Here is a 22,985-nt window from a genome sequence, read left to right as displayed (position 1 = left end):
CTGTAAAATAAATAATCTCAAACTACAAACAGTTTGGGATTATCTTTCTCATTTATTATGCGCATCTAACCACGAAATTAAATCTTTAAATACTTCATCCTTATTTACTTCATGAAACATTTCATGTCTACCATTTTCATATAAACGTAGTGTCACGTCTTTCACACCACATTTTTTATAGTTTTCATATACTTCTTTTACACCTTTCCCCATATCGCCAACAGGATCACGATCACCAGAGAATATATGTATTGGAAGATTCTTTGGCGTCTTCTTGTATTCTTCTAGTTTATTTACTTCTAATACACCAGAAAATAATTCTCGGTAAAAACTCGTCGTACAAATGAAACCACATAACGGATCCGCAATATATTTATCAACTTGATTATTATCTGAAGATAACCAATCAAATTTTGTACGATTTGGCTTAAAGTTCGAATTGAAGTTTCCGAAAGATAAAAAGTTTAACATTGGACTTTTCGTTTTTGCCCCGCGCAACTTCATTTCGATTGTTGCTACTTTATGACCAATAACTCCTAAAAGCCCTGGATTTCCACCTGTTCCTGAAATCAGAAATCCCTCATATAGTTCACCCCTAAGTTGTACAGCACGTCTTGATAAAAAAGAACCCATACTATGTCCAAGTAAAAACAAAGGACTTGACTGCTCTTCTTTTATCCTTTCTGAAACAAAGATAACATCCGTTACAACTTGATTCCACCCTATATTTGGTTCAAAATGACCATAATCTTCTTCTTTTTTTACTGTTTTCCCATGTCCTTTATGATCATGCGCATAAACACCATACCCTGCTTCCAATAAAGCATCCACAAATTCTGTATACACCCCTGCATGCTCTGTCATGCCATGTGCAATTTGAATAATTCCTCTCGGATCTCCTTCTGGTAACCACTTACGCAAATAAATTTCCGATCCATCCAATGCCGTAACGAAACTTTCCTGTACATTCATTTCGTCAGCTCCCAACTCTATTATGTATACCTTTAAGAGAAATGAATATCCATTCACTTTTCTTATTTTATATTATATGTAATTGCTTTCATTATGACAAATGATGTATTTTTCAGACTTGCTTTCAAACTGATCTCTTGACGAACCTGAAATAAAATTATATAGTTACTTACATAAAGTAACTATATAATTTTTAGGAGGTTTCTACTATTATGATGCCATCATTATTTTTAGCACATGGTTCGCCTATGCTCGCTATTCAAGATACAGACTATACACGATTTTTAAAAACACTTGGAGAAACATATAAACCGAAAACAATTGTTATTTTCACTGCTCACTGGGAAAGTGAAGTATTAACGATTTCCTCATCAGATAACGAGTATGAAACAATTTATGATTTTGGAGGTTTTCCCCCTGAGTTATACGAAATCAAATATCGTGCGAAAGGCTCTTCTAGCATTGCATCTATGTTAGAAACAAAATTTAAGAACAAAGGTATTTCAGTCCATCATAATATGACGAGAGGTTTAGATCATGGTTCATGGACACTCCTGCACCGCATGTATCCAGAAGCAAATATTCCTGTCGTGCAAATATCAGTAAATCCATTCCTTTCTGCAAAAGAACAATTTAAAATTGGAGAAGCACTTAAAGGACTCGGACAAGAAGATATTTTAGTAATCGGGAGTGGTGTTACCGTCCATAACTTACGAGCACTGAAATGGAATCAAACTACACCTGAAAAATGGGCAATTGAATTTGATGATTGGATTATTAAACATATGCAGAATAACGATAAAAATGCATTGTTTAATTGGGAAAAAAATGCTCCTCATGCACAATTAGCAGTACCAAGAGCAGAACATTTTGTTCCTTTATTTATCGCTATGGGAAGTGGTGAAAATAGCGGTGAAGTCATTCACCGTAGTTATGAGCTTGGTACATTAAGCTATCTATGTCTTAAATTTTAAAGAAAAGGATGAAGCAATGATTGCTTCATCCTTTTTTTATTCACTAAGTTAACTAACTTCCAAATGTCGTTTCTCTGATACCTCTTCGTTCTTATTATGAAAATAAACCCAGATACACGCAATAAATAATAGTGATGATGTAGAGAGGAAAACATATTGGAAACCTGCATGCGCTGCAATTTGTCCCCCGAGTACTGGACCAATCATATTTCCTAAAAACTGAAATGATTGATTATATCCAAATATTCTTCCCGTAACATGGGTTGGTGTATGTTGTTTTAGTAGAGTTTGTACGGAAGGTAATAATCCTGCTTGTGCGATACCTAATAAAAATCGAAGAATTAATAGTTGCCAAGCTGAGGTTACAAATGCTTGCGGGATAAAAATAATTCCTGCAGCAAATAACGCTACAACTAACGTTTTTTGAGGACCGATATGATCTGATAATCTTCCTAGTCTTGGTGCTGCCAAAATAACGGCTAATCCTGTCGCTGACATAACTGCTCCCGCAATTGTTTCAATATGTGCAGTATGAGGGCCTACTAAATTTTTCACGTACAATGTAACAATTGGTTGAACTGACATATTAGCAAGTTGAATAATAAATGTTGTAACAAACAAACTAATAATTAAATGCTTCGCTGGGACCATCGTCCATACTTTTTTCGGCTGTGTTTTTTTGCTTGAGCAGAGTGATTTTCTTCATGCAAGAAGAAAAAACGATGAGAAAGGAAAGGAATAAAAAAGCTCCTGTAACAAGAAAGACATGACGCATTCCAATTAATTCAGATAAATAACCTCCAAGTAACGGGCCAAGTAACGAACCGCTTACACCACCAGTTGAAATTGTGGAAATTGCCCAACCTGAATGTTCTTTCGGAGTTTCTGCTGCAATAAATGTCATTGCGGTTGAAAGGAAACCAGATACTGCTCCCATTAAAAATCTTAGTGCGACTAATTGATATACATCCGTTACAAACCCCATAAGCGTCATAATAATCGCCATACCGAGGCTAGCACGAATTAGCATCAATTTCCGTCCATGTATATCACCAAGCTTTCCCCATATTGGTGATACGATCGCACCCATTAAAAATGTTACACCAAATGCAAGTCCCGACCACTGTGCAATGCTTGAAGTGCCAGTTACTCCCAATTCCTCAATATAAAAAGATAAGAAAGGAATCACTAAACTCATACCGGCTGCAGTGGTAAAACAACCTAGCCAACAAATCATTAAATTTCGTTTCCAGCTGGCCATTTTCACACCTTCTTTCTTTAGATACCCATTCTACACCCTTTCTTGTAAAAAGTTTAGTAATTTGCTTTATATGCAAGATTTACTACAAAACCCGCTATTTTCTAGTAAAAACCACTACATCTCTACATCATTTTCATAATAAAACCAACTCCTTTAGATGAAGTTGGTTACTTATTATCTATCGATATTAAACGAGCATCACAATTTCTCTCGTAAAACTCAATGGGACCTGCTTGTCCAATAATCGCATATTCATATCCATCTTGCTTCATATTATATAAACAATGATGCAATAATTCTTTTCCTACACCTTTCACACGATTTTGTTTCGCTATGCCCATTGGACCAAACAATCCTTTCTTTCCTCTCACTACATCGTAACAGGCGAAACCAATTATCACTTCCTCCTGCTGTGCAATATAGATAGGTAACTTTTCATTATATGTCCGAAATCCATAATCAACCGACTGTAACCACCGTTCACCAAATTCATCCGCCACAAATCGTGATAACTTATCAAAATCAGAAGGACTAGCTCTTCTTACATGACAAAATAATGTATTATAAATAGATTTAAAACTATTTAAATCAACCGCTAAGTCTCTCGGTGCAGCTGTAATACGTAATATATCTTCTTGCATTTGTGTATGTATAAATTCACCAATATCTGTATCTACACGAAATAATGCATACATAATATGTCCTTCATTGATTACTACTTGCTGAAAGCGTTCCATACGTTTCTTCGCTATTTGTAAAATTTCTATCGCATTATAAGATAGTTTATATTGCTCTATTTTTTTATACTCTTGATTATGTAAATCGAATCGTTTTCGTAACGAAAGTTTTTCTAAAAAAATCTGGACCGACTTTATGAAACAAATACATAAATAACTCAGCGCAAACTCCTGTACCTTCTTTACACATACCTATAAACAGATGGACCGGGTGAATTATGCTACACTCACTCTCTTCTGCTGCAATCTCCAATATTTTATGCACACGTTTTGTAAATTGAAATTCCTCCATATGTGTTTCCATCCTCTACTAATTTACTAACAAACCGTAACCATAAATAATTGAAACAATTACACCCACTACTAATATACCTGGAAGTAAATTTGCCACTTTAATTTTAATAAATCCGAGTAAGTTTAATCCGATAGCAGATATCATAATGCCGCCCGTAGCCGTCATCTCCACTATAAATTGGTTCATTAATTCTTTTGGGACAAAACTATTAATTTGTGTTGCAAAAACTGCAATACCACCTTCATATAAAACAACTGGAATCGCCGAAAATACTACGCCAATTCCTAGAGTTGTCGTTAATATAATAGAAATAAATCCATCGATAATTGCCTTGGTAAATAAAATATTATGATTTCCGCGAATCCCACTGTCAAGTGCACCAAGTATCCCCATCGCACCAATTGCAAAAATTAAAGTAGCTGTTACAAAACCTTCTGATATGCTTCCTTTCCCCTTCGATCCAACTTTATTTTCTAGCCAATCCCCTAAATGTTTTAACTTTTCTTCTAATTGTAACCATTCTCCAATTACCGTACCAATCACTAAACTCAGTATGACAACAAGAAAGTTTTCACTTTTTAATGCCATTTGAAGCCCAAGCACAGTAACCGCTAAACCGATTGCGTGCATTATCGTCCCTTTCATACTTTCTGGAATCCTACTAAATAATTTACCAAGTAAAGTACCAAATATAATACAAATCCCATTTACAACTGCTCCTAATATAACCATTTCTCATTCTTCACCCTTCGAATTCTTTATTTCTATATTTTGGTTTATACATTGATTTACAGGTTATCTATATGTTAACTTAATATTGAGAATATTAACAAATGTTTTCCACTACATAACCCGCTGTTTTTTTGTAACTTTAATTACCTTTAATAGATTCAGTGTTAATTTAATTGCGGGATAATATTAAAAGGGAAGGTATATATGAAAACTTTACTAAAACGATTTTTGTTAATAGCCTTTTTCATTACACCGATTGTTTTATTAATCAATTACTCTTTTATTTCAAAAGCAAAAGACAAACCCGATTTGCAAAACAAATCTAGTAAAACCGCTTCAAAAAGCGAAAAGAAAATAGAAGACCAAGAAATCACACTCACCTTCTCTGGTGATACAATGTTTGATTGGCAATTACGTCCTATAATCGAAAAGAATGGGGCTGATTACCCATTCCAACATGTAAAAGAAGAAATAAAAAAAGCTGATATTTCTTTTGTGAATTTAGAATCGGCATTTACAACGAAAGAAAAGAAAGCACCTGGGCAATTGTTTTGGATTAAAAGTGACCCATCTACACTACAAGCTATTAAAAACACTGGATATGACATCGTAAATATTGGGAATAACCACACACTTGATTATGGGCAAGATGGATTATTGGATACGATTTCTCACGTAGAAAAATTAAAGTTCCCTTACATTGGAGCCGGAAAAAATGCAAAAGATGCATATACTGCACGAGAAATGACCGTAAAAGGGAAAAAGTTTAAATTTCTTTCCTTCGTTCGATTTATGCCTGATTCTAATTGGGTAGCTGGTGAGAATAAACCTGGCGTTGCGAATGGCTATGATTTAAATCTTGTAACAAAAATAATTAAAGAACAAAAACAAGATGCAGACTATTTAATCGTCTATATGCATTGGGGCGTTGAAAAATCAAACCGTCCGGTAGAATACCAAAAGCAATATGTACCTAAAATGGTTGAAGCAGGAGCTAACGCGATTGTCGGAAGCCATCCACATTGGTTACAAGGGTTTGAGTATTATAATAAAGTTCCTATCGCTTACTCATTAGGTAACTTTTTATTCCCAAGTTATGTGAATGGAAAAAGCGCCGAAACTGGCGTATTAACTTTAACTTTTAAAGGAAAGGATGTCCAAATGTCATTCAATCCTTATATCATTCGCAACAACCAAGTTTCCCCTGTAAATGAGGAAGAAAAGAAAAAAGCTCTTCAATATTTACAAACAATTTCAACTGATGTAGAAATTGATGATACAGGGAAAATAAAAAATAAACGAAACTAGACAGCTCAAGATCTATTTCTCTGTAATTTACTTTACAGAATAGGTGATAAACATGCTGAAAAACTTATTAGAAAATGTAAGTTTGTTAGAAAATATTTATAAAATGTCTATAGCCGTTCTACTTTTATGTTCAGTTTTTTCTGTTAGATTTCTAAAAAAAATAAAACGCGAACGAAAACTTACTACCTTTGAATTTACTATGTATGTAATTATTCGCATTGCGATATTTTTTTGGTTAACTAGCTTTATTCTTCTTGAATTTAATGAGTATCTAGTTTAACTATAAAAAAGATAGAACAAGCACTATATTTCCTCGCTTGTATCTATCTTTTTTATTTAGATGCTTATTCTTCCCTTCTATTAAATAAGCAAATCAAACAAAACAGGGTTTTTATTAAGCTCCATAAATTGAATATTATTTTCTTTAAAGCGAGTAATTAATTGCTCATAATCTTCTTTATGTTTTAATTCTACTCCGACTAATGCTGGACCATTTTCCTTATTATGTTTCTTAATATACTCAAAACGAGTAATATCATCTTCTGGCCCTAATCCTTTATCAAGAAATTCTCTTAACGCGCCTGAACGCTGTGGGAATTCAATGATGAAATAATGCTTTAACCCTTCATAAATGAGAGATCGTTCTTTCATTTCTTGCATTCTATCAATGTCATTATTTCCACCACTTAATGTGCATACAACTGTTTTATCTTTAATTTCATCCCTGTATAAATCAAGTGCTGCAATAGAGAGTGCACCAGCCGGTTCAGCTACAATCGCATTTTTCTTATACAGTTCTAAAATCGTCGTACAAACTTTCCCCTCTGGTACTAAAACGATGTCATCAATTACATCTTTACAAGTTTCAAAAGTTAACTTTCCTACCTTTTTAACCGCTGCCCCATCAACAAAACTATCTATTTTCTCTAATGCGACATTATCATTTTGAAGAAAAGCCTCTTTCATAGATGCAGCTCCCATCGGTTCTACACCAATAACCTTTGTAGTAGGACTAACACCTTTTACATATGTACCAACACCTGATGCTAATCCACCACCGCCGATTGCCGCAAAGATATAATCAACCGGTTTCTCCATATCATGCATAATTTCAACTGCCACTGTCCCTTGACCAGCAACTACATACGGATCATCAAACGGATGAACAAATGTCATTCTATTTTCTTCACAATAACGCTGTGCTTCTTGGAAAGAGCTATCGAATGTATCACCAACTAATACAATCTCTGCGAAATCACCACCGAAAAATTGTACTTGTGATACTTTTTGTTTCGGTGTTGTTGTGGGCATAAATATTTTCGACGGAATCTTCAATAAATTACATGTATAAGCAACTCCTTGCGCATGATTACCAGCACTTGCACAAACAACACCGTTTTGTAACTTTTCTTTCGGTAAACTTTGAATCAAATTGTATGCACCACGAATTTTGAAAGAGCGAATTAATTGTAAATCTTCTCGTTTTACATAAACGTCACAATCATATTTCTCAGATAAAACTGTATCACGTTGTAACGGTGTTTTAATAACGATATCTTTCATGCAATTATGAGCCATTAAGATATCTTCAATTTTCACTCTCTCCTTTACCTTTTGCACCATTATATATCATCCTTATCTCTTTTAAATTGGCTCAATCAAAATGTGGGATTTTCAGAACAGCCCCTGTATTCGCCGATGTTACCATTTGTGCATAACGTCCAAGCCAGCCAGTTTTCACTTTCGGTTCTGGTCGTTTCCATTCTTTTTTACGCTTATCTAATTCTTCATTACTCACTCTTACTTCTAGCAAGCGTTCTTCAACATCAATACATACAATATCCCCTTGTTCAAGAAGTGCGATTGTTCCACCAGCTGCTGCTTCTGGTGAAATATGTCCTACTGAAATTCCACGTGAAGCTCCAGAGAAACGTCCATCCGTTAATAATGCAACCTCAGCACCTAATCCCATTCCAGCAATTGCTGATGTTGGTGCTAACATTTCTGGCATACCAGGGCCACCTCTTGGTCCTTCATAACGAATGACAACTACATCTCCTTTTTTCACTTTCCCAAGCATAATGCCAGCAAGTGCCTCATCTTGTGAATTAAAAATAACGCAAGGTCCTTCAAAACGCTTTACCTCTGTTGCACCGCTTTTAATAACCGCTCCATCTTTCGCAAGGTTGCCTTTTAATATACGCAATCCTCCTTCCTCACTATGAGGGTTTTCAAGAGAGTGAATAACTTCCTTATCTTTAATCTCTGCCTCAGCAATATTTTCTCTTAATGTTTGCCCCGTAGCAGTTATTCGATCAAGATGAAGTACTCCTTCTTTCCGGCTCATCTCTTTCAAAATTGCACTAATCCCGCCCGCACGATCAATATCTTCCATATGCCAATTGGAAGCAGGGCTTACTTTACATAAATGTGGTACACGTCTTGAAACGGCATCAATACGGTTCATATCGTAATCTAATCCAGCCTCTTGCGCGAGCGCCAATGTATGCAACACTGTATTTGTTGAACCGCCCATCGCCATATCAAGCGCAAACGCATCATCAATTGCTTCTTCCGTTACAATGTCTCTTGGTTTAATATCTCTTTCAATTAAAATTTTCAATTTCTCTGCTGCTTGTTTAATTAACTCTTCACGTCTTGGATCAATTGCTAAAATACTCCCGTTACCAGGAAGAGCTAAACCTAACACTTCACATAAACAATTCATAGAGTTCGCGGTAAACATACCCGAACAAGAGCCACAAGATGGACAGCCATGATCTTCAATATCTTTTAATTCTTCTTCTGAAATTTTCCCAGATTGATAAGCTCCTACTCCTTCAAAAACGGAACTCAGATCAACAACTTCTCCTTTAGATGTTTTTCCTGCTGCCATTGGGCCGCCTGAAACAAACACAGTCGGAATATTAATACGTAGTGCAGCCATCATCATACCTGGTGTAATTTTGTCACAGTTTGGAATACAAATCATGCCGTCAAACCAGTGTGCATTTACAACCGTTTCTACTGAATCTGCAATTATTTCACGACTCGGAAGAGAATAACGCATACCGATATGTCCCATCGCAATACCATCGTCAACTCCAATTGTATTGAATTCAAATGGTACCATACCCGCCGCACGAACTGCCTCTTTTACAAGTTTCCCAAACTCGTTCAAGTGTTTATGCCCTGGAATAATTTCAATAAAAGAATTACAAATCGCTATGAAAGGTTTATCAAAATCTTCATCTTTCAAACCAGTTGCTTTTAATAAACTACGGTGCGGCGCTTTATCAAAACCTTTTTTAATCATGTCACTTCTCATCTTGTCAAATCCCCTCTTACATATTTTTCATTTATACTCTCTCACTCTATTTCTTTACTAATTCTTTCGGTGCATGAATCCAACTCATCATTTCACGAAGCTCTGCCCCCACTTTTTCTAATTGATGATTTTGTTCTGCTTTTTTCATTGCGTTATACGTCGGACGCCCTGCTTGATTTTCTAAAATCCATTTCTTCGCAAATTCACCTTGCTGAATTTCTGTCAGAACACGCTTCATTTCCTTCTTCGTTTCATCTGTAACAATTCTCGATCCTGTTACATAATCTCCAAATTCTGCCGTATCTGAAATAGAATGGCGCATATTCGTTAATCCACCTTCGTACATTAAGTCAACAATTAGCTTTAATTCATGCAAACATTCAAAGTATGCAATTTCAGGACGATATCCACCTTCCGTTAACGTTTCGAACCCGGCCTTCACAAGTGCAGTTACCCCGCCGCAAAGTACAGCTTGCTCACCGAATAAATCCGTTTCGGTTTCTTCTTGGAATGTCGTTTCAATTACACCCGCACGTGTACAACCTACACCTTTTGCATACGCTAATGCTACATGTAGCGCTGTTCCCGTCGCATCTTGATGCACTGCGACTAATGCCGGAACACCATTTCCTTCTTGATATACACGGCGAACGAGATGACCTGGACTTTTTGGCGCAACCATTGCTACATCTACGTAACTTGGCGGATTAATTTGGCCGAAGTGAATGTTAAATCCATGTGAGAAAAGTAACATTTGTCCTTCACGGAGATTCTCTTCTACTTCTGATTTATATACATGTGCTTGCTGTTCATCTGGCAATAACATTTGTACAACTTGTGCGGTTCGAACCGCTTCTGAAACAGACATTACTTCAAATCCATCTGCTTTTGCTACTTCATACGATTTACCAGGTCTAACACCAACTACAACTTCCACACCTGAATCACGTAAATTTTGTGCCTGCGCATGCCCTTGAGATCCATAACCAATTACCGCAACTGTTTTCCCTTGTAATAACTCTACATTTGCATCTTTCTCATAATACGTTTTCATACTCCATACACCCCTTATAATTTATTTACTTGCAGTACATCAATTAATTTTTTCAACTGACTAACAAGTAATGTCGCTTCATTTTCAGTACAAACTGCTGTGAGTTTCATTTCAGAAACGCCACTCGTATCTCTTTCGTTTAAATGTAAAGAAGAAATATAATAGCCACGCCGAGCAAAAATTCCACTTATACGTAATAAGACACTTGGCTCGTTATGAATAACGAGTGAAAAAGTATGACTCATTCTTCCCACCTCTTCATAATCATTTCGTTATTCCCTTTGTTTGGCGGAACCATCGGAAATACGTTTTCACCTTCTTCTACACAAAAATCAACTACGACAGGACCTTCGTGAGCAAATGCTTCTAACACCACTTGTTTCGCCTCTGTTGAATTTGTCGCCCTTAATCCCTTCACTCCATAAGCTTCTGCCACTTTCACAAAATCTGGTGAGCCAATTTTTGACTCTGATAAACGATTTTCATAAAACATTTCTTGCCATTGCCTTACCATCCCTAAAAATCTGTTATTTATAATAAATACTTTTACAGGGATGTTATTTTCAGCAATTGTTTGTAGTTCTTGAATGTTCATTTGAAAAGAAGCATCACCTGCAATACAAACGACGAGTTCTTCTTCTTTTGCAAGCTGAGCACCAATTGCCGCTGGGAACCCAAACCCCATTGTTCCTAATCCTCCAGAGGTAAGGAACGTCCGAGGTTTTCTTGCTTTATAGAAGTGAGCAGCCCACATTTGATGCTGTCCTACTTCTGTTGTGACAATCGCTTCACCATTCGTTAATTCACTTACTAAGTTGATCACATGCTGTGGTTTTAACTCAGATTCTTTTTGCTTATAAGAAAGTGGATATTCTTCTTTCCATGCCTTTACTTTCTGAAGCCATTCATCTGTTTGTGTATAAATAGACATATGTAACAACATGTGTAACGCTTTTTTCACATCACCAACAATCGGATGCTCTACAGTTACATTTTTATGAAACTCAGAAGGATCAATATCAATATGTACTTTTTTCGAGTGCGGAGAAAAAAGTTCTAATTTCCCTGTTACACGATCATCGAAGCGAACACCTAATGCAAGTAGTAAATCACATTCTGTTACCGCCATATTAGCAGCGTATGTCCCATGCATACCAAGCATCCCTAGAAACAATGGATCTCCCGGTGGATATGCACCAAGTCCCATTAAAGTTGAAACGACTGGAATACGGTTCTCCCTTGCGAATTCGAAGAGTTCATCGGATCCACCTGAATGAATGACACCTCCTCCAATATAAAGAAGTGGACGCTTTGATTTTGAAATTGCTTTAGCCACCTCTCTAAGTTTCATGCTGTCTGGTACAAGTTCTGGTTTGTACCCCGGAATATCAACTTCTTCATTAAAGAAACTGGTGACTTTTGCATTTTGAACATCTTTTGGAATATCGATTAATACTGGTCCCGGTCGTCCGCTTTTGGCGATGTAAAAAGCTTCTTGCACAATTCGTGATACATGATTTACATCACGAACTTGGTAATTATGCTTCGTAACAGGTACTGTAATTCCGACAACATCCGCTTCTTGAAATCCATCTTTACCAATTAAAGGCGTTGCAACTTGGCCGGTAATGACAACTAAAGGAATCGAATCCATATAAGCGTCTGCTAAGCCCGTAACTAAATTTGTCGCCCCTGGGCCAGAGGTAGCAAAGACTACCCCGACCTTCCCAGAAGCTCTCGCATATCCTTCAGCCGCATGAATGGCAGCTTGTTCATGACGAGTTAAAACATGTTTCAAACCACTTTCGTATAACGCATCGTATACTGGTAAAATCGCTCCGCCTGGATAGCCGAAAACGGTCGTTACACCCAATTTCTTCAAACCTTGAATCACGTGCCCAGCGCCTGTCATTTCTTCACACTGTAACTTCTCATACGCTGTATACTGCTGCTTCATTTCAATTAACTCCTCTCCTTATTTATGCTAAGCTTTCCGTCAGCCCGGGAACACGTACTCCTCTTTCTCTCGTTAATTTTTTAAATTCTTCGGTCAATTGTTTCGTTACACTTCCTGGTTTCCCACCTCCAATTTCTCTCGAATCAACTTTTACAACTGGAATTAACTCCGCTGCTGTTCCTGTTAAAAATACTTCATCCGCTACATATACGTCATGGCGAGTGAATGGTCTTTCCTCACACGGAATACTCAGTCGTTCACATAGCTCGATAACACTATTTCTCGTAATACCTTCTAATGCCCCTAAATAGGATGGCGGGGTTAATACTTTTCCATCTTTCACAACGAAAACATTATCGCCAGAACCTTCACAAACATATCCTTGTTGATTTAACATAAGAGCCTCTAACACTCCTGCTTGTGCCGCCTCAATTTTTACAAGTACGTTATTTAAATAATTCATTGACTTAATACGTGGATCTAACGCGTCTGGCGTATTACGTCTTGATGCAACAGATACAACGCTTAGCCCATTATCATAAAATTCTTGTGGGAATAACTTTAATTGTTCTGCAATGATAATTACGCTCGGCTTCACACAACTTCTCGGATCGAGTCCTAAGTCACCTTTTCCTCTTGAGACAATTAAGCGAATATAAGCATCAGCGTATTCATTTTTTTGGAGTGTATGTAAAACTGCTTCTTCCATTTCTTCTACCGTCATTGGAATTGTTAGTAAAATAGATTTCGCTGATTCATACAATCGTTTCACATGTTCTTTTAAACAAAATACATTTCCTCCGTAACTACGAATCCCTTCAAATACACCGTCTCCGTATAAAAAACCGTGATCATACACTGAAACAACTGCCTTTTCTTTTTCTACAAATTCCCCATTCATGTAAATGTACTGGTTTCCCATCTCACATCGCTCCTCTTTTTTCTCTATTTTTGCAATCTATTTCTACATCGATTGCTGAGATGAGTAATTTTAACAGAATATTCAGTATATAAACCTTAAAAATATACTCGTCTCAACAATCGATTACTTACATACTTGTAGCAATCCATTGCTGAGACGAGGGAATCGTGGTACCACTCAGCTTCCTTATACTTCTCACGAAACATAAGCTCTGCAAGTCCAATTAGACTTTTGTTTTTCTATCGGGAACAACCCCGCTACTTTTTACTAGTTTTCAAAAGTAGTGCTCCAAGGTGATTTTCAATGAGTGAATTGTTACCACCCTCACAGCCTCGGGGCAGCTCTCTGAAACAATCTTTATCATTTACTCTCCTCTTCTACGCATTCTCTTCTTCTATTTTTAAAAATAAAAACTCTCGCCTCAGCAATCAACTACTACAATTTAGTAGCTTTGATTGCTGAGGCGAGAGTTTCGCGTTACCACTCAGCTTCCTTATACTTCTCACGAAATATAAGCTTTGTAGGTCCAATCAGACCTCCGTCCTTTTACCGGAGACGATGCCGCCGCCCTCTACTCAGTTTCCCTTTCGCAAGCGATGCTCCGAGGTGATCTTCAATGATTCGATTGTTACTACCCTCACAGCCTTGGAGTAGCTCTCTGAAACGATCATAATCATCTACTTTCCTCTTCTTTGCATATACAACATATAAAGTTAGAAAATTCTTAATTAACTTTTATTTGTTACACGTATTATAGGACGTTGTTCTTTTCGTTGTCAACATGTTTTCTCAAAAAAATCAAAATTCATTCTATTTATTTTTTCTCAAATCAAAATTGGAATGCATTACTTACATACACTCATATATTACTTAAGTATGTTTGCATTACTACATAAAGAAAAACTTATAAAGTTTATGAGGAGATGAGGAAACTATGTTAAAAGGGAAAGTAGCGTTAGTTACAGGAGCAAGCCGAGGAATTGGACGAGCGATCGCTAAACGTTTAGCAAATGACGGTGCATTGGTTGCTGTTCATTACGGTAATCGAAAAGATGACGCTGAAGAAACTGTTCATGAAATTCGATCAGATGGTGGCCAAGCTTTTTCTATCGGCGCAAATTTAGAATCCTTACACGGTGTAGAAAACCTTTATAACGCTTTAGATACTGAATTACAAAAGCGCACTGGTGAAACACAATTTGATATTTTAATAAACAATGCTGGCATTGGTCCTGGTGCTTTTATTGAAGAAACGACTGAACAATTTTTTGATAGAATGTTTTCAGTAAATGCAAAAGCACCATTCTTTATCATTCAACAAGCACTGCCACGTTTACGTGACAATAGCCGAATTATTAATATTTCATCCGCTGCCACCCGCATTTCTTTACCTGATTTTGTTGCATATAGTATGACGAAAGGCGCTATTAATACAATGACTTTTACGCTAGCAAAACAGCTTGGAGCACGAGGAATAACGGTGAATGCAATACTTCCAGGATTTATTAAAACAGATATGAATGCAGAACTCTTGAGCGACCCGATGATGAAGCAGTACGCTACTACTATTTCCGCTTTCAATCGCTTAGGTGAAGTAGAAGACATTGCCGATACTGCTGCATTCCTTGCTTCTCCAGACAGCCGCTGGGTAACTGGACAATTAATTGATGTGAGCGGAGGATCTTGTTTATAAAAAACATATATTTTCAAATCTTTTTTATTGCGCAATAAAACAATTTATATAATACTATATAAAACATATACATTTAGGAGGATTACAGCAATGTCCGAAAAAACATACGAACTCGCAACCTTCGCAGGCGGTTGCTTTTGGTGCATGGTAAAACCATTTGATGAACTTCCTGGTATTCATAAAGTACTTTCTGGCTATGCAGGAGGTCATGTAGAAAATCCAACATATGAACAAGTAAAAGCTGGAACATCTGGACATTTAGAAGTTGTTCAAATTACATTCGATCCTTCTATTTTTCCTTATCAGAAATTACTAGACTTATATTGGCCACAAATCGATCCAACTGACGATGGCGGACAATTTTTTGACCGTGGTCCATCTTATCGTACCGCTATTTTTTACCATAACGAAACACAAAAAGGGCTTGCTGAAAAATCAAAACAAGCTCTTACAGAAAGCGGTATGTTTAAAGATCCAATCGTGACTGAAATTCGTCCTGCTGCACCTTTTTACGCAGCAGAGGAATACCACCAACATTTCTATAAAAAGAATCCAGAGAAATATGCTACTGAGCAAAAGGAATCTGGTCGTGAAGACTTTATTAAAGAAAATTGGACAAAAAAAATAATAAAAACGCATCGTGTTTTTTAATACGATGCGTTTTTATTTTTGATAAAAGTACCATACAATGATGAGAACAACCGCTGTTAATGCCCAAAGCGCTACTTCATTTTTCACTCTACTCTTTTTCTTAGTCATTTCATCTCCTCCTAATAGCAATACAACGTATTCAAGATTTCCTCTGTTTCATTGTCCACCTTATATACATAAATACATCCTTACCAATCCTTATAACAAGACCACCAATGATTCCGATTGCAATTGAAATTACTAACATTTGTCCAAAGCTAAAAGAATTTGTGTACGTTATGTAAAGAACGATACATATAAGTAAAACATCCGGTAAAGAAAGTAAAAACCTTTTAAGCATTCCTTTATCTCCTCTATACTTTATTTATATCTTCTACTGTAATTTTGAAATATAGTTTGTTCAAAAATTCCATTTAGACCCTCATTTTATGAAAAATAATAAGAAACCCTTTTCAAAAGAGATTCTTATTCAGTAGATTTAAGTTTAATTATTTTCTACATATCCTATTCCATAATTACTCCTAAAATAGAATAATATTACTAATCATTTATTGTAAATTGACTATTTGCCAGGCAACCGAATGTCGCGCCAGCTACCTACATCGCATTGGCCAAATTCATTATTACCTACCGCGACCACCGTGCCGTCTGATTTTAGTCCGACTGTATGTGCACAACCAGCCGCTATCGCTACAATATCTATCCAGCCACTTACATCACACTGGTTATGTTTATCATTCCCCACTGCTGTCACCGTACCGTCTCGTTTAAGACCAACAGTATGAAGATACCCAGCCTTGACCGCTACAATACCTCGCCAGCTACTTACATTGCATTGACCATATCGATTATTCCCCACAGTCGTCAATGTTCCGTCCAATTTGAGACCGACTGTATGCCAGTCACCCGCTGTGACTGCCACAATACCTTGCCAACTGCTTACATTGCATTCTCCTTCTTTATTTCGGCCCACCGCTACTACCGTGCTATCCGATTTAAGGCCAATAGTACGACGCCACCCTGCCGCAACCGCTACAATATTATGCCAATCGTTTACATCACATTGTTCATGCTTATTCCAACCCACTGCTACCGTAGTACTGTCACATGTAAGACCGATTGTATGAGCATTACCCGTGTTCGTTGCCATATGAACATTGCCCACTGCGACTGCTTCAATATCTCGCCAGCCACTTACATTACATTCCCCTTCTTTATTCCGGCCCACCGCTACTACCGTGCCATCCGATTTAAGGCCAACAGTATGACAACGCCCCGCCGCTATCATATCTTTGGGCCATCGCTTCACTTTTTCTTTCGATAAAAGGTAATCCATGTTTTACCTCCTTGCATATAAGCAACTGTATCATAATAGATATTTTTATCAAATTTCATTATAAATCTACATTTACAAAGAAAGCTTATTTTACTTCTTTAAAAAATAAAAACCTCCAGTTTAAATACTAGAGGTTTTCTCTTTATTTCTTCAAGCGGTCAATAAAATCGTTCAATTTATCTAGCGATTTCATATTCTGATTGCAAGCTACACCATCTTTGCAAATGTAGTTTCCCTTTTTAACGAAAGTTCCTGGTACATCGCCTTTAATTTCAACTAAAAACATTCCTACTTCTTCATGCCCATGACATAATGAACAAATGCTTTTTTTATTTAAACTTTGGAACGTTCCTTGCAGACCAACAAATTTATTTTTATCATTTTTCGCTATAATAAATTTCCTGCTTGATCCCTTATCAATCCAGCTTAAATAAGATATTTCTTTCATATCCATTTCTTCCATATCAGGAAGTTTTAACTTTTTCGCCTTAGGAAATAACTTTTTTAATGTTTGTGCTGTAACTTCTTGAAACGGAATTACATACGGATTTATTTTCATTAAAAATGATTCTGCATCTTCTCTATTTTGAACTGTTAATACCGTATCAATTAACTCTTTCTGTTCATCCGTTAAATTCTCAAATACATGTATTATCTTTTCAATCGCAAGCGATTTTAACGCTTGAATTACACCTCTATCATTTGCCGTTGCATGCCCGTTTGCTAAAATATAAGCTTGTGATTTTATAAAATTATATTGATCACTTCTAATAAACGCTTCCATCTTTATCACTCCATACAAATTGTTGATCTAGTTTTATTGTATACAATGATTACGTTTTTTGATATGTAAAAGATAACTTAGAAACAAACATTACATATATCACTTATTCTCTACCGCTGCATTTCCTGACAAAAGAAGCCATCATCTGTTTTCCATTCCGCATATAATACGTCTTCAAATTTAGTAATTCCTTTTTGCTTTATTTGTTTATAAAGCCACCCTTCATCAAATCCCGCTTCCCTCAAATTATCCTTAACTACTTTTCCATCACTAATTAATGAAATTGGTAAGTATACAGGCTTATGTTTTAAACTTAAATCATTTACAGTAGGAGATTCGTATTTACTTTTTTTCAAAACGCTTATGTTTCCGTTAGGTTCCAATATCATATATTCAACTTCTCGGATTGAAAATATATCTTTTTGTTGCCTAAGCATTTGTTGTAATTGGTTTATATCCAAATGATTTACGCTTAATTGTTCACGATCAATCTTTCCATTACGAATAATAATTGAAGGATATCCTTCAAAAAACCTTCTTGTCCCTCTTACTTTTTGTGTTATCACTTCAATAGTATAAATTAAAATTACCCAAACAAATACTGAATATAAAATAGACCATACTTTAATTTTAGGATCATATATTGAATTTCCAACGAGCTCACCTAGGACGATTGCAGAAATAAAATCAAAGGGCGTTAGCTGAGATATTTGTGTTTTCCCTAATATTTTTGTAGCAATTAATAGAACAAAAAAACCAATTAAAAGCTCTATCGTTATTTGTCCAATATGATTCATATATGTTCACCTTTCTACTCTTCAAATGTTCTGTATAGCATTTAATAAAAAACGGCACATTTTTTCTATTATCATGCCCGTTCACACTTCATATATCCAATACATATAAAACAAAAAGAGTCTGATTCAAAGTAATATATGAATCAGACTCTTTTCCTCTTATTTAGAATACACAATCTTTTTAATCGTTTCCCCAGAAAGAAAATATTCTTCTGCAAGTTGATGAATAGCAATCCCACTTTTAAACGCTTTTTTAATTGCTTTATTTCTTTCATCTAGTTGTTTTCTTCCGCCAGATCGTGTACCCCATTTATAATGTTTCGTTTCTTGTTTCGGAATATAAATTGTTTCACCTTGTATATACTTTTGAATTTCAGTAATTAAACTCTCTGGTAAAACAGCATTAGCTTTTACGTATTTCATTTCTGCTCGCCCCTTATTTTTTATGATTCATTTCAATAAGGTGCAAAGCCAAATATAAAAAATGATACGAGCTCATATAGGCGATTGTATATTACTTGTCTACCTCACGCAAAGTATCGCCATTTCCATACTTGGCTTTGCATGAGACGTTGCAGTGTCTGGCAATTGAATTATAATCGCCATATAAACACCTCCTAATATACCTTTTGCATTTTATTATATGATAAATTCCTTCTCCTTGCATCCACACCCTTCTTAAAGCACGAAATTACTTAGTTTGATATAATACTTTTTAATTGAATCAAAAATCATTGTGAGGTTACGTTATGAAGAAAAAAATTATCATTACGATCGTTACACTATTCTTTATTATCACGGCATTATTCGGAACATACAAATTGATGAACGCAAGAAGCTTTCAATTATTTGGAAATTTAACACAACGCGTAGAAACAAATGAAAAAGTGATCGCTTTAACTTTTGATGATGGCCCTACTAACAATGTAAAACAAATATTACCGCTACTAGATAAATACAACGCTAAAGCTACTTTCTTTTTAATTGGAAATGAATTAGAGAAAAATCTATCGTTAGGAGAAGCTATCGCGCAATCTGGGCACCAACTTGGAAACCATACATATTCTCATAATAGAATGGTTTTCAAAACACCTTCTTTTATTAAAGATGAAATAGAAAAAACGAATTCATTAATCCGCCAAACAGGATTTACAGACGCAATTGATTTTAGGCCCCCTAACGGAAAAAAATTAATTGGACTACCCTATTATTTAAATAAAAATAATATCGAAACGATTATATGGGATCTTGAGCCCGATACTTTTTATAAATCTGCGGCTGATAAAATTAAATACGTTAATAAAAATGTAAAACCAGGTTCTATCATTTTATTGCATTCTATGTATGATGAGTCTAATGAAAATTTACAAACGATTGAAGGTATTTTAGATTCTTTATCTAAGAAGGGATATCAGTTCGTAACGGTAAACGAACTGCAAAAAAGAGCAAAATAAAAAGGTAGCGTATCTTTGTATGATACGCTACCTTTCTATTTATATAATGCCAAGTACATTTAAGAATACGATAATAATCGCAATTGGTGCGATAAAGCGAAGTAAGAATAACCATAACACAAATAGTTTGTATCCTTTATTTTTACTTACACCTAGCTCTTTCATTAATACATCTTTCTTCATTTTTAAAGGAACAAAGATAGAAACTAATAATACACCAAGTGGCATTAATACGTTACTTACTGCATAGTCCGCTAAATCAAAGACTGTCTTCCCGAAAATCTTCAGATCACTTAATATACCGAATGATAATGCTGATGGTACCCCAACAACGAAGATTAATAACCCTACGATTAAGGCCATTTTTTCACGTTTCCCTTTACCTTTTGATGTTAACGATGCAACACTAATTTCTAACATCGAAATTGCTGATGTAATAGTAGCAAAGAAGAATAGTAATAAGAAAACGATGAAGAATAATTTTCCGAATGCCATTTTACTGAAAATAGCTGGCAGTACGATAAATAATAGCCCAGGTCCTTGAGATGGTTCCATTCCAAATGCGAACACTACTGGGAAAATTGCAAGTCCTGCAAGTAATGTAATAACAAGAGTTAAGGCTACGATAGAAAATGCTGAACGTGGTAAGCTTTCTTCTTTCGGTAAGTATGAGCTATACGTTACCATAACGGCTACCCCGACAGATAATGAGAAGAACGATTGCCCCATTGCGTATAATATAACTTCTGATGTTACATGTGAGAAGTCAGGTTGTAAGAAGAAACGAACTCCTTCTCCAGCACCATCTAACGTAAGTGCACGAACGATTAAAACAAAGAATAAAACGAATAATGCTGGCATGAAATATTTATTTACTTTTTCAACACCATTTTGTACACCTTTACTTACGATGAAAATAGTAATTAGGATGAATAATAGCTGTGACCCAACTGCTAAATATGGATTGGAAATGATTTCACCAAACGTAGCTTCGTATGCCCCATTTCCTTCCCATAGTCTACCTGTAATTGCATTCCATAAGTATAATAAAATCCAGCCTCCTACAACACTGTAGAAAGAAAGTAGTATGAAACAAGTTACAATTCCTAATTTCCCTAACCATGGCCATAATGTTTTTGGTGCGATTTCTCTATATGCATCAACGGCCTCTTTTTGTGTACTTCTTCCGATAACGAATTCAGCTAATAATAGTGGTAAACCAATTAATAATGTGAAACCGATGAAAATAAGGAAGAACGCGCCGCCCCCTCCAATTCCGGCCATGTACGGGAACTTCCAAATCGCCCCTAGACCAATCGCTGAACCTGCTGCAGCTAATACGAAACCTAATTTCGATGTCCATTGCTGTGAATTCATTTGTTAATCTCCTCTCTATCTCTTTTTCTTTGTTACAATTCGGTATTTATATTGTTCTATCAATACTCTTTTCTAATACGTTCACTTCCTCCCTAATAATAAAAAAACGCCCCTACGTAAATACGTAGGGACGACAAAAATATCGCGGTACCACCCTAGTTGTGAAGAACACTAAGAAACCACCTAAATAAAAACGCCCCTACGTAAATACGTAGGGACGATAAAATATCGCGGTACCACCCTAGTTATGAAGCCACACCAAAGTTAGGACCTAAATAAAAAACGTCCCTACGTAAATACGTAGGGACGATAAATATCGCGGTACCACCCTAGTTGTGAAAAAATCTTCACCACTTTATTTGATAACGGTATAAACTACCGTCTTTCATTTCCTCAAAATATGAGATTTATGAAAGATGCTCCAGGACGAACTTCATGAATAATCTATATACTGATTCACACCAACCATCAGCTCTCTGAAATAGGGAGATATTCACTACTATACCCTTTCATTGCCCAAATATTATTTTCCGAATTGATTACTATCATTTTTATCACACATTAAAAATAGTGTCAACTTATATTTCGAATTTTTATGTATTACAATCTATTTAAAAATTCGAAATATAAGTTTTAGTTTAGAAAACAAGTAGCTTAGTACATAGCGAATTCTAACAGGCAATAGAAAAAGAATTACGTATTATTGATACTTATTCAATAATACAAATCATCTAGAAACATAACCTGTCTCTCTGTATTCATTTTTTAAGAGTTTGATGGATACCAAGAAAATTTCGCATCACTATCCAGTGGTCTATTTTTCGTTTCTTCTTTAATTACACGAAACCATTCATTTAGAATTTGAGTTTTGGGCAATTGAGCAGCAAGGCTATCTTCCCAAATTATATGTGAGAACCAGGCTTTCGTTTCCCATTCAAACTGCAATTGTGCGAACGAAATTATAGGGTGATCAGCTCCACGAAATTGCTCATTTACTGCATTGGAAACTTCTGGAGCTTGCGGTAACAACTCGTTCTGAATTCTATTTCTTATCGTCTCATTTTCTAGCTGATCCCAGAAATACAATTGCCCATTTATTTGATAAAAAATATCAAATGAAGCCTCACCTTTCTTCAAATTCAATAACACGAAGGCACGTTCCACATCATTGTCAGCCGCCTTTACAGCATTAACAATTATATTTTGTGCCATTGATACCCAGTAACTAGTCGCTTCCTCTACCGGTGATTCAACATACAATTCTTCACTTAATTCATGAAGAGTAGCTTCTTGCTCATTTACTTTTTCAACTTTTTTAAAAAACCTATTAAAAAAACCCATAACTTCCCCCTT

21 protein-coding genes, 2 pseudogenes and 2 other annotated features are annotated in these 22,985 nt (G+C 35.8%); of the genes and pseudogenes, 6 read left to right on the top strand and 17 right to left on the bottom strand.

Annotated elements, in window-relative coordinates; all coding sequences use genetic code 11:
* Positions 1 to 48 precede the first annotated feature (48 nt).
* Positions 49 to 972: an alpha/beta hydrolase gene (locus HMPREF1014_RS09395; RefSeq protein ID WP_001102591.1), complete on the bottom strand. Its 924-nt coding sequence runs from the start codon at positions 970 to 972 to the stop codon at positions 49 to 51.
* A 212-nt stretch (positions 973 to 1,184) separates the two neighbouring features.
* Between HMPREF1014_RS09395 and HMPREF1014_RS09390 the strand changes: the two genes are divergently transcribed.
* Positions 1,185 to 1,946: a DODA-type extradiol aromatic ring-opening family dioxygenase gene (locus HMPREF1014_RS09390; RefSeq protein WP_000982920.1), complete on the top strand. Its 762-nt coding sequence runs from the start codon at positions 1,185 to 1,187 to the stop codon at positions 1,944 to 1,946.
* Between the two features lie 48 nt (positions 1,947 to 1,994).
* Here the strand turns inward: HMPREF1014_RS09390 and HMPREF1014_RS31025 are convergent.
* From HMPREF1014_RS31025 to HMPREF1014_RS09375, 3 genes and pseudogenes are all read right to left on the bottom strand, one after another.
* Positions 1,995 to 3,207, bottom strand: a pseudogene (locus HMPREF1014_RS31025) (multidrug efflux MFS transporter).
* 167 nt (positions 3,208 to 3,374) lie between these two features.
* A pseudogene (locus HMPREF1014_RS09380) lies at positions 3,375 to 4,236 on the bottom strand (GNAT family N-acetyltransferase).
* An 18-nt stretch (positions 4,237 to 4,254) separates the two neighbouring features.
* On the bottom strand, positions 4,255 to 4,971 hold the full coding sequence (locus HMPREF1014_RS09375) for a DUF554 domain-containing protein (protein ID WP_000236035.1): 717 nt from the start codon (positions 4,969 to 4,971) through the stop codon (positions 4,255 to 4,257).
* A gap of 204 nt (positions 4,972 to 5,175) precedes the next feature.
* On the opposite strand from HMPREF1014_RS09375, the gene HMPREF1014_RS09370 reads away from it, so the two are divergent.
* Entirely contained in the window at positions 5,176 to 6,279 is a 1,104-nt protein-coding gene (locus tag HMPREF1014_RS09370) for a CapA family protein (protein ID WP_000854533.1), read from the top strand.
* Positions 6,280 to 6,331: 52 nt separating this feature from the next.
* Positions 6,332 to 6,559, top strand: a complete 228-nt coding sequence (locus HMPREF1014_RS09365) for a hypothetical protein (protein ID WP_000916802.1) — start codon at positions 6,332 to 6,334, stop codon at positions 6,557 to 6,559.
* 80 nt (positions 6,560 to 6,639) lie between these two features.
* Here HMPREF1014_RS09365 and ilvA read toward each other — a convergent pair whose 3' ends face one another.
* From ilvA to ilvE, 6 genes are read right to left on the bottom strand one after another with little or no spacing between them, the layout of a single operon-like run.
* The gene (gene ilvA, locus HMPREF1014_RS09360; protein WP_000250329.1) at positions 6,640 to 7,902 is read right to left on the bottom strand and encodes a threonine ammonia-lyase IlvA; all 1,263 of its coding nucleotides are present in this window, start codon (positions 7,900 to 7,902) and stop codon (positions 6,640 to 6,642) included.
* Between the two features lie 31 nt (positions 7,903 to 7,933).
* The gene (gene ilvD / locus HMPREF1014_RS09355; RefSeq protein ID WP_001255818.1) at positions 7,934 to 9,607 is read right to left on the bottom strand and encodes a dihydroxy-acid dehydratase; all 1,674 of its coding nucleotides are present in this window, start codon (positions 9,605 to 9,607) and stop codon (positions 7,934 to 7,936) included.
* Positions 9,608 to 9,653: 46 nt separating this feature from the next.
* The gene (locus HMPREF1014_RS09350; protein WP_000861136.1) at positions 9,654 to 10,661 is read right to left on the bottom strand and encodes a ketol-acid reductoisomerase; all 1,008 of its coding nucleotides are present in this window, start codon (positions 10,659 to 10,661) and stop codon (positions 9,654 to 9,656) included.
* A gap of 14 nt (positions 10,662 to 10,675) precedes the next feature.
* On the bottom strand, positions 10,676 to 10,906 hold the full coding sequence (locus HMPREF1014_RS09345; protein ID WP_000019916.1) for an ACT domain-containing protein: 231 nt from the start codon (positions 10,904 to 10,906) through the stop codon (positions 10,676 to 10,678).
* Positions 10,903 to 12,618 (bottom strand): acetolactate synthase large subunit, encoded by a 1,716-nt coding sequence (gene ilvB, locus HMPREF1014_RS09340; protein ID WP_000813474.1) that lies wholly within the window; start codon positions 12,616 to 12,618, stop codon positions 10,903 to 10,905. The genes HMPREF1014_RS09345 and ilvB overlap by 4 nt, the downstream gene beginning before the upstream one ends.
* 22 nt (positions 12,619 to 12,640) lie before the next feature.
* Positions 12,641 to 13,540 carry a branched-chain-amino-acid transaminase gene (gene ilvE, locus HMPREF1014_RS09335; protein WP_000528157.1) on the bottom strand — a complete coding sequence of 300 codons (900 nt, stop codon included), beginning with the start codon at positions 13,538 to 13,540 and terminating at the stop codon, positions 12,641 to 12,643.
* Between the two features lie 149 nt (positions 13,541 to 13,689).
* Positions 13,690 to 13,929, bottom strand: a binding site (T-box leader).
* A 545-nt stretch (positions 13,930 to 14,474) separates the two neighbouring features.
* Between ilvE and HMPREF1014_RS09330 the strand changes: the two genes are divergently transcribed.
* A complete protein-coding gene (locus HMPREF1014_RS09330) occupies positions 14,475 to 15,233 on the top strand; it encodes an SDR family oxidoreductase (protein WP_000911808.1) in 759 nt (252 codons plus the stop codon).
* A gap of 90 nt (positions 15,234 to 15,323) precedes the next feature.
* The gene (msrA, locus tag HMPREF1014_RS09325; protein ID WP_001291889.1) at positions 15,324 to 15,884 is read left to right on the top strand and encodes a peptide-methionine (S)-S-oxide reductase MsrA; all 561 of its coding nucleotides are present in this window, start codon (positions 15,324 to 15,326) and stop codon (positions 15,882 to 15,884) included.
* A gap of 139 nt (positions 15,885 to 16,023) precedes the next feature.
* On the opposite strand, the gene HMPREF1014_RS09320 is transcribed toward msrA, so the two are convergent.
* From HMPREF1014_RS09320 to HMPREF1014_RS09300, 5 genes are all read right to left on the bottom strand, one after another.
* Complete coding sequence (locus HMPREF1014_RS09320) at positions 16,024 to 16,224, bottom strand: hypothetical protein (RefSeq protein ID WP_000919320.1); 201 nt, start codon at positions 16,222 to 16,224, stop codon at positions 16,024 to 16,026.
* 222 nt (positions 16,225 to 16,446) lie between these two features.
* Positions 16,447 to 17,220: an RCC1 domain-containing protein gene (locus HMPREF1014_RS09315; RefSeq protein ID WP_000385095.1), complete on the bottom strand. Its 774-nt coding sequence runs from the start codon at positions 17,218 to 17,220 to the stop codon at positions 16,447 to 16,449.
* 142 nt (positions 17,221 to 17,362) lie between these two features.
* Positions 17,363 to 18,004, bottom strand: coding sequence for a FusB/FusC family EF-G-binding protein (locus tag HMPREF1014_RS09310; RefSeq protein ID WP_000387073.1), 642 nt, complete (start codon positions 18,002 to 18,004; stop codon positions 17,363 to 17,365).
* A gap of 110 nt (positions 18,005 to 18,114) precedes the next feature.
* Positions 18,115 to 18,801, bottom strand: coding sequence for a DUF421 domain-containing protein (locus tag HMPREF1014_RS09305; RefSeq protein WP_001015535.1), 687 nt, complete (start codon positions 18,799 to 18,801; stop codon positions 18,115 to 18,117).
* Between the two features lie 159 nt (positions 18,802 to 18,960).
* Positions 18,961 to 19,224 (bottom strand): CD3324 family protein, encoded by a 264-nt coding sequence (locus HMPREF1014_RS09300; protein ID WP_000878327.1) that lies wholly within the window; start codon positions 19,222 to 19,224, stop codon positions 18,961 to 18,963.
* 326 nt (positions 19,225 to 19,550) lie between these two features.
* On the opposite strand from HMPREF1014_RS09300, the gene HMPREF1014_RS09295 reads away from it, so the two are divergent.
* Positions 19,551 to 20,255, top strand: a complete 705-nt coding sequence (locus HMPREF1014_RS09295; protein ID WP_000726865.1) for a polysaccharide deacetylase family protein — start codon at positions 19,551 to 19,553, stop codon at positions 20,253 to 20,255.
* A gap of 39 nt (positions 20,256 to 20,294) precedes the next feature.
* On the opposite strand, the gene HMPREF1014_RS09290 is transcribed toward HMPREF1014_RS09295, so the two are convergent.
* Together HMPREF1014_RS09290 and HMPREF1014_RS09285 are read right to left on the bottom strand one after the other, a co-directional pair.
* Positions 20,295 to 21,632 (bottom strand): sodium-dependent transporter, encoded by a 1,338-nt coding sequence (locus HMPREF1014_RS09290; protein ID WP_001088185.1) that lies wholly within the window; start codon positions 21,630 to 21,632, stop codon positions 20,295 to 20,297.
* Positions 21,633 to 21,931: 299 nt separating this feature from the next.
* Positions 21,932 to 22,154, bottom strand: a binding site (T-box leader).
* 243 nt (positions 22,155 to 22,397) lie between these two features.
* On the bottom strand, positions 22,398 to 22,973 hold the full coding sequence (locus tag HMPREF1014_RS09285) for a hypothetical protein (RefSeq protein ID WP_000505545.1): 576 nt from the start codon (positions 22,971 to 22,973) through the stop codon (positions 22,398 to 22,400).
* Between the last annotated feature and the right edge of the window lie 12 nt (positions 22,974 to 22,985).

The organism is Bacillus sp. 7_6_55CFAA_CT2, from assembly GCF_000238655.1.
Classification (GTDB): Bacteria; Bacillota; Bacilli; order Bacillales; family Bacillaceae_G; genus Bacillus_A; species Bacillus_A cereus.
The sequence above is the reverse complement of the archived record's forward strand: the minus strand, read 5'-3'. Positions and strand labels throughout refer to the sequence as shown.

Coding starts and splice junctions, on each gene's coding strand:
- HMPREF1014_RS09395 (WP_001102591.1), bottom strand. CDS start 972: ATGAATGTACAGGAAAGTTTCGTTACGGCATTGGATGGATCGGAAATT.
- ilvB (WP_000813474.1), bottom strand. CDS start 12,618: ATGAAGCAGCAGTATACAGCGTATGAGAAGTTACAGTGTGAAGAAATG.
- HMPREF1014_RS09320 (WP_000919320.1), bottom strand. CDS start 16,224: ATGCTTAAAAGGTTTTTACTTTCTTTACCGGATGTTTTACTTATATGT.
- HMPREF1014_RS09290 (WP_001088185.1), bottom strand. CDS start 21,632: ATGAATTCACAGCAATGGACATCGAAATTAGGTTTCGTATTAGCTGCA.
- HMPREF1014_RS09295 (WP_000726865.1), top strand. CDS start 19,551: ATGAAGAAAAAAATTATCATTACGATCGTTACACTATTCTTTATTATC.
- HMPREF1014_RS09350 (WP_000861136.1), bottom strand. CDS start 10,661: ATGAAAACGTATTATGAGAAAGATGCAAATGTAGAGTTATTACAAGGG.
- HMPREF1014_RS09315 (WP_000385095.1), bottom strand. CDS start 17,220: ATGGATTACCTTTTATCGAAAGAAAAAGTGAAGCGATGGCCCAAAGAT.
- ilvE (WP_000528157.1), bottom strand. CDS start 13,540: ATGGGAAACCAGTACATTTACATGAATGGGGAATTTGTAGAAAAAGAA.
- HMPREF1014_RS09390 (WP_000982920.1), top strand. CDS start 1,185: ATGATGCCATCATTATTTTTAGCACATGGTTCGCCTATGCTCGCTATT.
- HMPREF1014_RS09330 (WP_000911808.1), top strand. CDS start 14,475: ATGTTAAAAGGGAAAGTAGCGTTAGTTACAGGAGCAAGCCGAGGAATT.
- HMPREF1014_RS09370 (WP_000854533.1), top strand. CDS start 5,176: ATGAAAACTTTACTAAAACGATTTTTGTTAATAGCCTTTTTCATTACA.
- HMPREF1014_RS09375 (WP_000236035.1), bottom strand. CDS start 4,971: ATGGTTATATTAGGAGCAGTTGTAAATGGGATTTGTATTATATTTGGT.
- HMPREF1014_RS09300 (WP_000878327.1), bottom strand. CDS start 19,224: ATGAAATACGTAAAAGCTAATGCTGTTTTACCAGAGAGTTTAATTACT.
- msrA (WP_001291889.1), top strand. CDS start 15,324: ATGTCCGAAAAAACATACGAACTCGCAACCTTCGCAGGCGGTTGCTTT.
- HMPREF1014_RS09285 (WP_000505545.1), bottom strand. CDS start 22,973: ATGGGTTTTTTTAATAGGTTTTTTAAAAAAGTTGAAAAAGTAAATGAG.
- HMPREF1014_RS09365 (WP_000916802.1), top strand. CDS start 6,332: ATGCTGAAAAACTTATTAGAAAATGTAAGTTTGTTAGAAAATATTTAT.
- HMPREF1014_RS09310 (WP_000387073.1), bottom strand. CDS start 18,004: ATGGAAGCGTTTATTAGAAGTGATCAATATAATTTTATAAAATCACAA.
- ilvA (WP_000250329.1), bottom strand. CDS start 7,902: ATGGTGCAAAAGGTAAAGGAGAGAGTGAAAATTGAAGATATCTTAATG.
- HMPREF1014_RS09345 (WP_000019916.1), bottom strand. CDS start 10,906: ATGAGTCATACTTTTTCACTCGTTATTCATAACGAGCCAAGTGTCTTA.
- ilvD (WP_001255818.1), bottom strand. CDS start 9,607: ATGAGAAGTGACATGATTAAAAAAGGTTTTGATAAAGCGCCGCACCGT.
- HMPREF1014_RS09305 (WP_001015535.1), bottom strand. CDS start 18,801: ATGAATCATATTGGACAAATAACGATAGAGCTTTTAATTGGTTTTTTT.